Source organism: Microbaculum mangrovi, from assembly GCF_051390635.1.
Lineage (GTDB): Bacteria > Pseudomonadota > Alphaproteobacteria > Rhizobiales > Tepidamorphaceae > Microbaculum.
Genome location: NZ_JBPODT010000002.1, coordinates 85785 through 98206, shown reverse-complemented (window position 1 = coordinate 98206; position 12422 = coordinate 85785). Strand labels below are relative to the sequence as shown.

Annotated in this window: 12 protein-coding genes; 2 read left to right on the top strand and 10 right to left on the bottom strand. The window is 65.7% G+C overall.

The genetic code is table 11. The features are described from left to right. Positions 1-156 precede the first annotated feature (156 nt). Positions 157-849, top strand: a complete 693-nt coding sequence (gene aqpZ / locus ACSF9G_RS06885; protein WP_436642062.1) for an aquaporin Z — start codon at positions 157-159, stop codon at positions 847-849. Positions 850-906: 57 nt separating this feature from the next. Here aqpZ and upp read toward each other — a convergent pair whose 3' ends face one another. After that, entirely contained in the window at positions 907-1536 is a 630-nt protein-coding gene (gene upp, locus ACSF9G_RS06880; RefSeq protein ID WP_436639859.1) for a uracil phosphoribosyltransferase, read from the bottom strand. A 166-nt stretch (positions 1537-1702) separates the two neighbouring features. After that, positions 1703-2530, bottom strand: coding sequence for a class I SAM-dependent methyltransferase (locus tag ACSF9G_RS06875; RefSeq protein ID WP_436639857.1), 828 nt, complete (start codon positions 2528-2530; stop codon positions 1703-1705). Positions 2531-2688: 158 nt separating this feature from the next. On the opposite strand from ACSF9G_RS06875, the gene ACSF9G_RS06870 reads away from it, so the two are divergent. Beyond that, positions 2689-3393 carry a winged helix-turn-helix transcriptional regulator gene (locus tag ACSF9G_RS06870; RefSeq protein ID WP_436639855.1) on the top strand — a complete coding sequence of 235 codons (705 nt, stop codon included), beginning with the start codon at positions 2689-2691 and terminating at the stop codon, positions 3391-3393. A 52-nt stretch (positions 3394-3445) separates the two neighbouring features. On the opposite strand, the gene ACSF9G_RS06865 is transcribed toward ACSF9G_RS06870, so the two are convergent. From ACSF9G_RS06865 to ACSF9G_RS06830, 8 genes are all read right to left on the bottom strand, one after another. Further along, positions 3446-4438 carry an ABC transporter substrate-binding protein gene (locus ACSF9G_RS06865; RefSeq protein WP_261614863.1) on the bottom strand — a complete coding sequence of 331 codons (993 nt, stop codon included), beginning with the start codon at positions 4436-4438 and terminating at the stop codon, positions 3446-3448. Between the two features lie 42 nt (positions 4439-4480). Beyond that, a complete protein-coding gene (locus ACSF9G_RS06860) occupies positions 4481-5584 on the bottom strand; it encodes an ABC transporter permease (protein WP_436639852.1) in 1104 nt (367 codons plus the stop codon). Beyond that, positions 5581-6477, bottom strand: coding sequence for an ABC transporter permease (locus ACSF9G_RS06855; protein ID WP_436639850.1), 897 nt, complete (start codon positions 6475-6477; stop codon positions 5581-5583). Before ACSF9G_RS06855 ends, ACSF9G_RS06860 begins: the two co-directional genes overlap by 4 nt. A gap of 144 nt (positions 6478-6621) precedes the next feature. Next, complete coding sequence (locus ACSF9G_RS06850; protein WP_436639848.1) at positions 6622-7398, bottom strand: ABC transporter ATP-binding protein; 777 nt, start codon at positions 7396-7398, stop codon at positions 6622-6624. Positions 7399-7447: 49 nt separating this feature from the next. Continuing rightward, positions 7448-7918 (bottom strand): hypothetical protein, encoded by a 471-nt coding sequence (locus tag ACSF9G_RS06845; protein ID WP_436639846.1) that lies wholly within the window; start codon positions 7916-7918, stop codon positions 7448-7450. Positions 7919-7921: 3 nt separating this feature from the next. Continuing rightward, positions 7922-9376, bottom strand: a complete 1455-nt coding sequence (gene hydA / locus ACSF9G_RS06840; RefSeq protein ID WP_436639844.1) for a dihydropyrimidinase — start codon at positions 9374-9376, stop codon at positions 7922-7924. A 117-nt stretch (positions 9377-9493) separates the two neighbouring features. Beyond that, complete coding sequence (locus ACSF9G_RS06835; RefSeq protein ID WP_436639842.1) at positions 9494-10744, bottom strand: Zn-dependent hydrolase; 1251 nt, start codon at positions 10742-10744, stop codon at positions 9494-9496. A gap of 59 nt (positions 10745-10803) precedes the next feature. Further along, complete coding sequence (locus tag ACSF9G_RS06830) at positions 10804-12300, bottom strand: CoA-acylating methylmalonate-semialdehyde dehydrogenase (protein ID WP_436639840.1); 1497 nt, start codon at positions 12298-12300, stop codon at positions 10804-10806. Positions 12301-12422: the final 122 nt, after the last annotated feature.

Genomic DNA, 12422 nt, shown 5'->3' with positions numbered 1-12422 from the left:
TCGGGTGCCGAATCCCTGCTCGTCAGCACCGTGCGGGTAACCGCGCTGACGCGCAGACGCCGCGCAAGACAATTTACTTTCCGCAACGGACGAATCGGAGGCAATATTTCCCGGCTAACAATCCGATTGCATGCATAGGGAGGCCACAGCATGCCGATGATAAATCGTCTCGGTGCGGAATTCCTGGGAACGTTCTGGCTCGTCTTCGGAGGCTGCGGCTCGGCCGTGCTGGCCGCCGGCATTCCGGACCTCGGCATCGGATTCGCGGGTGTTGCTCTGGCGTTCGGCCTCACCGTCCTGACGATGGCCTACGCGGTCGGACACATATCCGGCGGCCATTTCAACCCGGCAGTCACCCTCGGCCTGTGGGCCGGCGGGCGCGTTCCGACCTCCGACATCCTGCCCTACTGGATCGCGCAGGTCGTCGGCGCGATCGCGGCCGCCTCCGTCCTCTACGTGATTGCGTCTGGGCACGCCGAGTTCGCCCTATCGACAGGATTTGCGGCAAACGGCTTCGGCGAACACTCGCCGGCCGGCTATTCGCTAATGGCCGCGCTCGCCGCCGAGATAGTGCTGACCTTCTTCTTCCTGCTGATCATCATGGGCGTGACCGACAAGCGCGCGCCCGCCGGCTTCGCGCCGCTGGCAATCGGGCTGGCGCTCACGCTGATCCATCTGATCAGCATCCCGGTCACCAACACCTCGGTGAACCCGGCCCGCTCGACCGGCCAGGCGCTGTTCGTCGGCGGATGGGCGCTGGCGCAACTCTGGCTCTTCTGGGTCGCCCCGCTGATCGGCGGCGTGCTCGGCGGCATCGTCTACAAATGGCTAGGAGACGAGAAGGCCTGAGGTTGCGCCAATCCGGTCGGCATCCCGGACGGACATGGGTCGTGCCGGGCTGATCGGCTATTTCGTCCCGAACATACGGTCGCCGGCGTCACCCAGGCCGGGCACAATATAGCCGTGGTCGTTCAGGCACTCGTCGATCGCGGCGGTGAAGATCGGCACGTCCGGGTGGCGCTCCTGCAGCGCGGCGATGCCCTCGGGCGCCGCCAGCAGGCACAACAGGCGCAGATTGTTGGCGCCCTTGTCCTTCAGAAGCTGAATGGCGTGGGCGACCGAATTGCCCGTCGCCAGCATCGGATCGACGACGATGACGAGGCGGTCCGAAATGTCCTCCGGCGCCTTGAAATAGTATTGGACCGGCTTGAGCGTCTCGGGATCCCGGTAGAGGCCGATATGGGCGATGCGGGCGGACGGCACCAGTTCGATCAGCCCTTCGATCATGCCCTCGCCGGCACGCAGCACCGACGCGAACACCATCTTCTTGCCCTTCAGCGACGGCGCGTCCATTTCGCCGAGCGGCGTCTCGATGCGGATCGAGGTCATCGGCAGGTCGCGCGTCACCTCGTATCCGAGGAACAGCGCTACCTCCTTGATCAGCCGCCGAAAACCGGCGGTCGAACGGTTCTTGTCGCGCAGAAGCGTCAGTTTGTGCTGGACGAGCGGATGGTCGACGACGGTGACGTTTGCCATGGGTCCTTCCGGATGCATCTCAAGGGTCGTGTCCCCGTTTCTATGCACCAGATGGCCACGGCGCGCACCCCGCAATTCGCGGTTATGCCCGGTTTCGACAGGACCCGAACCGCCAAGGACACACATTCCCGTCGCCCGAAACGCCGCTATTCGCCTGTCGGGCCGGCTATTTCCGCCGGCCGATCGTCATCAGATAGTCGCGCTTCACGTGCAGACGGCCGGATTCGGTGAGGAAATGGCGATGATAGGCGTCGATTTCGGCGCGAAATGCGTCTAGCCGCTCGGCATCGAGACCCTGCGCCATCTGCCGCACGGGACCGAAGCCGCGAACGTACCAGTCCCATATGTGCTGCGTGCTTTCGTGATAGGCGTTGTTCACCCCATCCTCGAAGGTCAGATCGAAATCGGCACCGAGCAGCGCGCTCACGCCCGCCGGCGAGCCCCAGGCAAACGGCGAGGCCGCCGGCGCGGGCGCATCGCCATACTTGCCGGCGATGCCGAAGAACGTCTCGACGGTGCCGCCCGGCGGCCAGGTCGTCAGCACCAGACGGCCGCCGGGTTTCAGGACACGGGCGAGCTCGGCGGCCGCGCGCGCCTGCCCTGGCGCGAACATGACGCCGAACGTCGAGACAACGCCGTCGAAGGACGCGTCATCGAACGGCAGGGCTTCGGCATCGGCCCACGCGAACCGGATCGGCGGACGGACGTTTGCGGACAGGTCGCGCGCCGCCTCGAGAAGCTCTTCGGAGAAATCGACGCCGACGACGCGAGCGCCATAGCGGGCGCAATTGCGCGCCGTCCAGCCGGTGCCCGTCGCAACGTCCAGGACATCGCTTCCCGGCGTCGGGGCCAGACGCTGGGCGGCGTGTGCCAACGCATCGGAGATGGCGAAAGAGACGTCGTCATAGTGCCTGCCGCCGAGGCCCCACATGCGCGCCGCCGGCTCGGCCGAAAGATCTTCGTGCGATGAAACAGGATTCCTCAGGGTCTGCATGGTCGCTCTCCTCGTGCTCCGGGCCGTCCGGCACGAGAGGGCCGTTCGACCGGCAGACAGGCGACCACACAAGGAGCCGGCAAAATAGTCTATTATCTGTAGTATCGCAGGCATTCGCGCCGTTGTTAGCCTTGCTGCCACGAAACAGGAGGACGGCGATGAAGACCTATGGACAGTTCTGTCCGGTCGCGAAGGCCTCCGAGGTCTTCTGCGAACGCTGGACGGCTCTCATACTGAGGGAATTGGCGACCGGCGCGACCCGGTTCGCGCAAGTGCAGCGCGGCGTGCCGCTCGCCTCGCCGACGATCCTGTCTCGACGCCTGAAGGCGCTGGAGGCGGAGGGAATCGTCGAGCGCAGGCGCTCGAAGACGGGGCGGAGCTGGACCTATCACCTGACCCCGGCGGGCCAGGACTTCGCCCCAATCGTCGAAGCGCTCGGCATCTGGGGGCAGAAATGGTCGCGCCGCACTTTGCAGGAACACGAGATCGATCTCGGCCTGCTGCTGTGGGCGCTCGAGAAGGATGTCCGGCCGCAGGCGTTCGGCCGGGAACGCGCGGTCGTCCATTTCGACTTCCACGACCGGCCGCGGCGGCAACGCCACTGGTGGTTCGTCAACGAAAACGGCGCCTGCGAAATGTGCGTGGACGATCCCGGCCTCGAGGTCGACCTGCATCTGACCGTCAGCCTGCCGGACATGATCTACATCTGGCGCGGCGACCTCTCGCTGTCCCATGCGCTGGAAAGCGGCCGGCTGGAGGCCGACGGGTCGACGCCGATGCGCCGACACCTGCGCGACTGGCTCGGCATCTGCTCGCTGGCGCATGTGAAATCGGAGCGCGACCGGCTTGCGCCGGCCTCATAGCAAACGAGGGGGCCAAAGCCCCCTCGCCGCACGTCGTCGAAGACGCCGGTCCTCACATGGACTTCATCTTGTCGGTGACCGCGTGGGTCCACGCGCCTTCCGGCTTCTTGGTGATGACCGGGTCGGACTTGCCGCCGAGAAGGATCTCGACCGTGCGATCGAAATCGGCCGGATCGAGCGTGCCGTCGGAGCCCTCGGTCAGCTTGTTGATTTCCTTCATCATGCGGACCTGATGCTTTTCGGTCTGTGCACCGGTGGCATCGTTGTCGAGCACGATCATCGCGGCTTCCTCCGGATTCTCGCGCGCCCACTCCCAGCCCTTCATCGAGGCCTTGACGAAACGGGCCATGACATCGACGAAGGCCGGGTCGGAGAGCCGGTCCTCGAGGACATAGAGACCGTCCTCCATGGTGGAGACGCCCTGGTCCTCGTATTTGAAGACCACGAGGTCTTCCGGCTTGATGCCGGCGTCGATGACCTGCCAGTACTCGTTGTAAGTCATGGTCGAGATGCAGTCGGCCTGCTTCTGCAGAAGCGGGTCGACATTGAAGCCCTGCTTCAGGACCGTGACACCATCGGGGCCGCCCTCGGTCGGGATGCCGAGATGCGCCATCCAGGACAGGAACGGATACTCGTTGCCGAAGAACCAGACACCGAGCGTCTTGCCCTTGAAATCCTCCGGGCTGGTGATGCCCGTTTCCTTGCGGCACGTCAGCATCATGCCAGAGCTCTTGAACGGCTGGGCGATGTTGACGAGCGCCACACCCTTCTCGCGCGAGGCGAGAGCGGGCGGCATCCAGTCGATGATCACGTCGGCTCCCCCGCCGGCGATCACCTGCGGCGGCGCGATGTCCGGACCGCCCGGCTTGATCTCGACGTCGAGGCCCTCTTCCTCGTAGAAGCCCTTGTCCTTGGCCACGTAGTAGCCACCGAACTGGGCCTGGGTCACCCACTTGAGCTGCAGGACAACTTTGTCGGCGGCATTGGCCGGCAGTGCCGCGAAGGCAAGGCCGGCGGCCATGGATGCTATCAGTAGCTTTTTCATTCCACTCCTCCGGATTGGGCATCGCCCCGTCGTGAGATCACCTCACCGATAGGACGGATGCCAGAACGTGACGGTGCGCTCGACGAGCGCCACCAGCGCGTAGAAGACCGAGCCGGCAAGCGCCGCTACGGCGATTTCCGCCCACACCATGTCGATGTTCATGCGGCCCACCTCGGTCGAAATACGGAAGCCCATCCCCACGATAGGCGTTCCGAAAAACTCCGCGACGATGGCACCGATCAGCGCCAGCGTCGAATTGATCTTGAGCGCGGTGAAGATGAACGGCATCGCCGCTGGCAACCGCAGCTTCAACAGCGACTGCCAATAGCTCGCCGCGTAGGTGCGCATCAGGTCGCGCTCCATGGCCCCGGCGGCGGAGAGACCTGCGACGGTATTCACCAACATCGGGAAGAAGGTCATGACCACGACGACGGCAGCCTTGGAGGGCCAATCGAAGCCGAACCACATGACCATGATCGGGGCGATGCCGATGACCGGCAGCGCGCTGACCAGATTGCCGATGGGGAGCAAACCCCTGCGCAGGAATGGCACCCGGTCGACGAGGATCGCAACCACGAAGCCGGAACCGCAGCCGAGCGCGTAGCCAATCAGAACGGCCTTGAGGAATGTCTGGCGGAAGTCGGCCAGGAGAGTTGGCACAGAGCCGACGAGCCGGGTCCAGATCTGGCTCGGCGCCGGCAGAAGCACCTGCGGGATGGCGAAGCCGCGTACGATCAGCTCCCACAGGATCAGGATCCAGGCGCCGAACAGCAACGGCACCAGCACGCCGATCAGGCGGCGCCAGATCACCGCGCGCGGCTCCAGAGCAGACAACGCATCGGTCAGCCGCCAGGCGGTGAGCCAGGCAGCGACGACCAGGCACCAGAAGCCGATCCCGGCATCGCCCGACAAAGACGCGACCGCTCCGATCAGATACCAGGCGCCGAGATGGGCGGCGATCGCGGTCGCGGGGATCGTCACGGCCGGAACAACGTAGGACAGCGCAGCGGCGACGACGACGGCAGCGGCGGCGCCGGTCAGGGTCGGCAGGGCGATGATGCCGAAGCCACCCTTCGCCGCCGGCAGCATCAGCGACGCGAAGGCCAGGACGGCAGCGACGGTCAGGAGGGGCGACGGCCTTCTCATTGCGCCATCCCCATGCGCCGCAGGACCTGCTTGTTGATCAGTCCGACGATGCCGACGAGAACGGCAGCCATCACGGCGGCCGCGATCAGCGCCGACCAGATCTGGACGGTCTGGCCGTAGTAGGAGCCGGCCAGCAGCCGCGCGCCGAGGCCGGCGACCGCGCCGGTCGGCAGCTCTCCGACGATGGCGCCGACCAGCGAAATGGCGATGGCGATCTTCATCGAGGCAAACAGGAACGGCATCGAGGACGGCCATCTCAGCTTCCAGAAGACCTGGCTGCTGCTCGCGTTGTAGGTGCGCATCAGGTCGAGATGGATCGGATCGGGCGAGCGCAGACCCTTCACCACGCCGACGACGACCGGGAAGAAGGACAGATAGGTGGAGATCAGCGCCTTGGGCAGCAGTCCGGACAGGCCGACGGCGTTGAGCACGACGATGATCATCGGCGCGACGGCGAGGATCGGGATCGTCTGCGAGGCGATGATCCACGGCATCAGCGACTTCGACAGGTTGCGGCTGTAGACGATGGCGACCGCCAGCACGATGCCGAGAACCGTGCCGATGATGAAGCCGACCAGGGTCGAGGAGAGCGTGATCCAGCCGTGATAGATCAGGCTGCGCTTCGATGTCGGCTTGATCTCGAAGACGGTCTTGTAGATCTCCTGCCCGACCTGATGGGGGGCGGGCAGCACCGGACGCTCCTGGTTGAGGGTCGCGGCGACGAGTTCGGCGGTCGTGTAGCTCTGTTCGGCGCGCTCGTAGGTGTCGCGCTGGAACGGCGCGTTCAGGAAGACGGCGGCGACGTACCAGATGGCGATGATGGCGACGACGACGACGGACACCGGAAGCACCCGGTCCATGAAGAAGCCGCGTTCGTCGACGCCTTTGCTCATACGCGGCCTCGCATTCGCCGAAGACCCCGCCGCCCATCCGGCGTCATCCCGGACGGCCGCAGCCCGAGCCGGGATCGGGGAGCCCCCGTCGCCGCCGTGGCGCTCCGGCCGGGATGACGAGGGAGCGGTTCGTTGCGGACCGGCTCATTCGTCATAGCTGTGTCCCGCTCGCAGGCCCTCGCGGACGCGGTGGGCGATCTTCAGGAATTCCGGCGTCTCGCGGATATCCAGCGTGCGGTCGCGCGGCAGGTCGGACTCGATGACCTCGTGGACCCGACCGGGCCGCGGCGACATCACCACGATACGCGACGACAGGAACACCGCCTCGGGGATCGAGTGGGTGACGAAGATCACCGTCTTGCCCGTCTTGTCCCAAAGCTGCAGCAGCTGCTCGTTGAGGTGGTCGCGGACGATCTCGTCGAGGGCGCCGAAGGGCTCGTCCATCAGCAGGAGATCCGGCTCGACGGCGAGCGCGCGGGCGATCGAGGCGCGCTGCTGCATGCCGCCCGACAGTTGCCAGGGGAACTTGCGCTCGAAGCCGGTGAGGTTCACCAGCGCCAGGTTCCTGTCGATGCGTGCCTGCTGCTCGGCCTTCGACAGGCCCATGATCTCCAGCGGCAGGGCGATGTTGCGGGCGATGGAGCGCCAGGGATAGAGGGCGGCGGCCTGGAACACGTAGCCGTAGGCGCGACTTCGGCGGGCTTCGTCCGGCGATACGCCGTTGACGGTGATCGCGCCCGACGTCGGCTGTTCCAGATCGGCGATGACGCGCAGCAGCGTGGTCTTGCCGCAGCCGGACGGGCCGATGAAGGAGACGAACTCGCCGCGCTCGACGGTGAGGTCGATCTCCGACAGCGCGTGAACCGGACCGTCGTTTGTCTGGAACGTCAGACTGAGGTTTTTCGCTGCTACGACCGACATAGGGTTCTCTAGGCTCTCACTCCGGAGCGATTAGCGCACGGCGGTTTCATCAGGTTCGCACCGCCTTGTGTGGCTGCCAGATCCAGACGCTCACGAGCACGGTCGTGACGAAACACAGGGCGTAGTGCCATCGCTCCATCTGCATATCGCCGCCGAGCGACCTCAGGGAGTTGTCGAGGCTGTTGACGGCAAACCAGAGGCCGAGGGCGAGCGCGACAGGCGTTGCGATCACGGCGACGACCTCCGGTCTGTAGCCGAAAGCACGGAAAAGCAGGATAGCGAGACCAGCGAACGGGAACGCTATCAGGAATGTTGGCAGTCCCAGGAAGATGGCCGCCAGGACGGTGAACATCCCCATCGCGATGATGAATCCGATGATCTTCGTTCCCTCCGGCCGCTCGCCGAAAGCAAACCCCACAACGATCAGTTCGATGAACAGAAACGCGAGGCTCAACAGCAGGATCTGAAGGCTGTTGATCCAGATGCGCGGCCGCTTTCGAGGTTCACCGGTCGCCTGCACCGATCACACCCCGCTCGCCGGGATGCCGGAGCGCTCGACCTTGCGCGGAGAAGTGATCTCCTTCCAGGTCGACAGCGCCTTGTTGACCGCCTGGAACGGCTCGCGGGCGACGAACTCGCCGTGGCCTTCCCGCGTCTTCACGTCGCCGTCGACGATGGAGACGAGGCCGCGGCTCAGGACATATCGCGGCAGTCCCTTCACGTGCTTGCCTTCGAAGACATTGTAGTCGATCGCCGACTGCTGCGTCTTGGACGAAATCGTCTTCTCCTTCGACGGATCCCAGACGACGATATCGGCGTCGGAGCCGACCAGGATCGCGCCCTTCCTCGGGTAGGTGTTGAGGATCTTGGCGATATTGGTCGAGGTGACGGCGACGAATTCGTTCATGGTGAGCCGACCGGTGTTGACGCCGTGCGTCCACAGCATCGGCATGCGGTCTTCCAGGCCGCCGGTGCCGTTCGGGATCTTGGTGAAGTCGCCGACACCGTAGCGCTTCTGCTCGGTGGTGAAGGCGCAGTGGTCGGTCGCCACGCAGGACAGCGACCCGGCCTGCAGGCCGGCCCACAGCGAGTCCTGGTGCTTCTTGTTGCGGAACGGCGGCGACATCACCCGGCGGGCGGCGTGATCCCAGTCCGGATTGGCGTATTCGCTCTCGTCCAGGGTCAGGTGCTGGATCAGCGGCTCGCCGTAGGCGCGGATGCCGTTCTGGCGGGCGCGCCGGATCGCTTCGTGCGCCTGCTCGCAGCTGGTATGGACGATATAGACCGGCACGCCGGCCATGTCGGCGATCATGATGGCGCGGTTAGTCGCCTCGCCCTCCACTTCTGCCGGCCGCGAATAGGCGTGCGCCTCGGGGCCGTTGTTGCCCTCGGCCAGCAGCTTGGCCTGGAGCTGGGCGACGACGTCGCCGTTCTCGGCGTGGACCAACGGCAGCGCGCCCAGTTCGGCGCAGCGCTGGAAGGAGGCGAACATCTCGTCGTCGTCCACCATCAGCGCGCCCTTGTAGGCCATGAAGTGCTTGAAGGTGTTGATGCCCTTCTCGCGGACGACCGTCTCCATCTCGTTGAAGACCTGCTCGCCCCACCATGTGATGGCCATGTGGAAGGAATAGTCGCAGTTGGCGCGGCCCGACTTGTTGTGCCACATCGACAGGGCGTCGAGCAGCGACTGGTCCGGCGACGGTAGCGCGAAGTCGACCACCATCGTCGTGCCGCCGGCGAGCGCGGCGCGCGTGCCGCTCTCGAAGTCGTCGGTCGAATAGGTGCCCATGAACGGCATCTCGAGGTGGGTGTGCGGATCGATGCCGCCCGGCATGACGTAGCAGCCGGTCGCATCGAGCGTCTCGTCGCCGGAAAGACCCTTGCCGATCGCGGCGATCCTGCCGTTCTCGATCGCGACATCGGCCTCGTAGGTCAAATCGGCCGTGACGACCGTTCCGCCCTTGATCACTGTCGACATTGCCTGCTCCCGTCGTTTTTGACTTTCGTTCGCTTTCGCGTCCCCGCCCTCGGCTTCGAGCCTCGGGCGTCCGTTAATCGAAATACCCTGCTTTCCGTCCGGCGCACGGACGGTGCCTCACTCCACGATCTCCGCCGTCTCCACCACCGCGTGGAACAGGACGTCGGCGCCGGCGGTGGCCCATTCCAGCGAGATGTCCTCGTCCTCGTTGTGGCTGATGCCGTCGACGCAGGGCGTGAACACCATCGAGGTCGGCGCCACGCGGGCGATGTAGCAGGCGTCGTGGCCGGCGCCCGAGACGATGTCGCGGTGCTTGTAGCCGAGCCGTTCGGCCGCCGCGCGGACGGCGGCGACACAATTCTCGTCGAAGGGAACCGGCGGATAATAGAAGACCTCGTTGGTCTCCTCGGTCAGCTTGTGCTCGGCGCAGACTTTCGCGACCCGCGCTTTAAGAGCCTCGGCCATGCCGAGCAGGACGGCATCGTCGGGATGGCGGAAATCGACGGTCATCGAAACCGCGCCGGGAATGACGTTGCGCGAGCCGGGATAGGGCTCCAGCACGCCGACCGTGCCGACCGCGTGCGGGGCATTGGCGAGGGCGATCTCGTTGACCGCCTGCACCAGCTTCGCCGCGCCGACGAGGGCATCCTTGCGGCGGGGCATCGGCGTGGTCCCGGCATGGCTCTCGAAACCGGTCAGCTTGATATCGAACCAGCGCTGGCCCTGGCCATGGGTGACGACGCCGACGTCGTAGCGCTCCGCCTCCAGGATCGGGCCCTGCTCGATGTGCAGCTCGAAGAAGGCCTTGAGCGGCCGCGTGCCGACTTTCTCGTCGCCGACGAATCCGATGCGCTTCAGTTCGTCGCCGAGCGCCTTGCCGTCGCGATCGGTGAGCGCATAGGCCTCTTCCTGGCTGTAGACGCCGGCGAAGACGCCGGACGAGATCATCGCCGGCGCGAAGCGCGAGCCTTCCTCGTTGGTCCAGTCGACGACCTCGATGGGATGCTTCGTCCTGATCCCCATGTCGTTGAGCGAGCGCAGGATCTCCAGGCCGGCCAGAACGCCCAGGACACCGTCGAACTTGCCGCCGGTCGGCTGGGTGTCGAGATGGCTGCCGACCATTACCGGCGGCAGCGAGGGATCGGTCCCCTCGCGGCGGGCGAAGATGTTGCCCATCGAATCGACGGCGGTCGTGCAGCCGGCGCCCTCGCACCAGGAAATGAACAGCTCGCGCGCCTTCTTGTCGTCGTCGGTGAGCGTCAGGCGGTTGTTGCCGCCGCGCACGCCGGGGCCGATCTTGGCCATCTCCATGAGCGAGTCCCAGAGGCGCTCGCCGTTGATCCTGAGATTGTCCGCCGGACTTGTCATTGTCCCTGTTGCTCCTTTTTCAGATCCGTTGGCGCCCCGTGCCTCGCTGACGTTCCAGATCAGTTCATCGTCGGGAACGTGTAGACCGCGCCGTCCTTGATGCCACCCGGCCAACGCGTGGTGACGGTCTTGAGCCGCGTGTAGAACCTTACGCCCTCAGGGCCGTAGATCGAATGGTCGCCGAACAGCGAGCGCTTCCAGCCGCCGAAGGAATGATAGGCGACCGGCACCGGGATCGGCACGTTGACGCCAACCATGCCGACCTCGATCCGGTCGGCGAAGGCGCGCGCGGCGTCGCCGTCACGGGTGAAGATTGCGGTGCCGTTGCCGTATTCGTGTGCGTTGATCAGGTCGACCGCCTCGTTGAAGGAGTGGGCGCGCAGAACCGACAGCACCGGCCCGAAGATCTCCTCCTTGTAGATGGTCATGTCCGGAGTGACCTTGTCGAACAGCGATCCGCCGACGAAGTAGCCGTTCTCGTAGCCCTGCAGCGTGAATCCGCGGCCGTCGACGGCAAGCTCCGCGCCCTCGGCGACGCCCGCCTCGATGTAGCCGAGCACCTTGTTGAGATGCGTCTGCGTCACCAGCGGCCCCATCTCGGCATCGGAATCGGTGGAGGGACCGATCTTCAGGCCGCGCACCTTCGGGATCAGCGTCTCGACCAGCTTGTTGGCGGTCTCCTCGCCGATCGGCACCGCGACCGAAACGGCCATGCAACGCTCGCCGGCCGACCCGTAGCCCGCACCCATCAGCGCATCGGCGGCCTTGTCGATGTCGGCATCGGGCATGACGATCATGTGGTTCTTGGCACCGCCGAGCGCCTGCACACGCTTGCCCGCCGCCGTGCCGCGCGCATAGACGTATTCGGCGATCGGCGTGGACCCGACGAAGCTCACGGCCTTGATGTCGGGATGGTCGAGGATCGCGTCGACGGCCTCCTTGTCGCCGTGGACGATGTTGAGGACACCCTCGGGGAATCCGGCTTCCCGGAAAAGCTCGTAGGCAAGCATCGGCGCGGAAGGGTCGCGCTCGGACGGCTTCAGCACGAACGTGTTGCCGCAGGCGATGGCGACCGGATACATCCACATCGGCACCATGGCCGGGAAATTGAACGGGGTGATGCCGGCGACGACGCCAAGCGGCTGGCGGTCGGAATAGGTGTCGATCTCGGGACCGACGTTGCGGCTATATTCGCCCTTCAGCAGGTGCGGGATGCCGCAGGCGAACTCGACCACCTCGATGCCGCGGGCGACCTCGCCGAGGGCGTCGTCATGCGTCTTGCCGTGCTCGCTGGAGATGGCGCGGGCCAGATCGGCCGCGTGCCTGTCGAGCAGTTCCTTGAACTTGAACATCATCCGCGCGCGCTTCAGCGGCGGGGTCGCGCCCCACGCCGGGGCCGCGGCTTTGGCGGCGGCCACGGCCCGCCCGACTTCCGCGACGGTGGACAGCGGAAGCTCGGCGATCTGTTCGCCGGTCGCCGGGTTGAACACCGGTGACACGCGCGCGCTCGACGACGGCGCCACCGTGTCGCCGATGGCATTGGCAATCCGGTCCATGGACTCCTCCCTCACCTGTCCGGCCTGACCTATCCGGCGGGAGAATTCCGGTACTCGCCTTACTTTGCCGGCGTGGGCAGACCGCAATCGGCCCGGCCCCGCTGAACCGGCCTTTCCGGTCA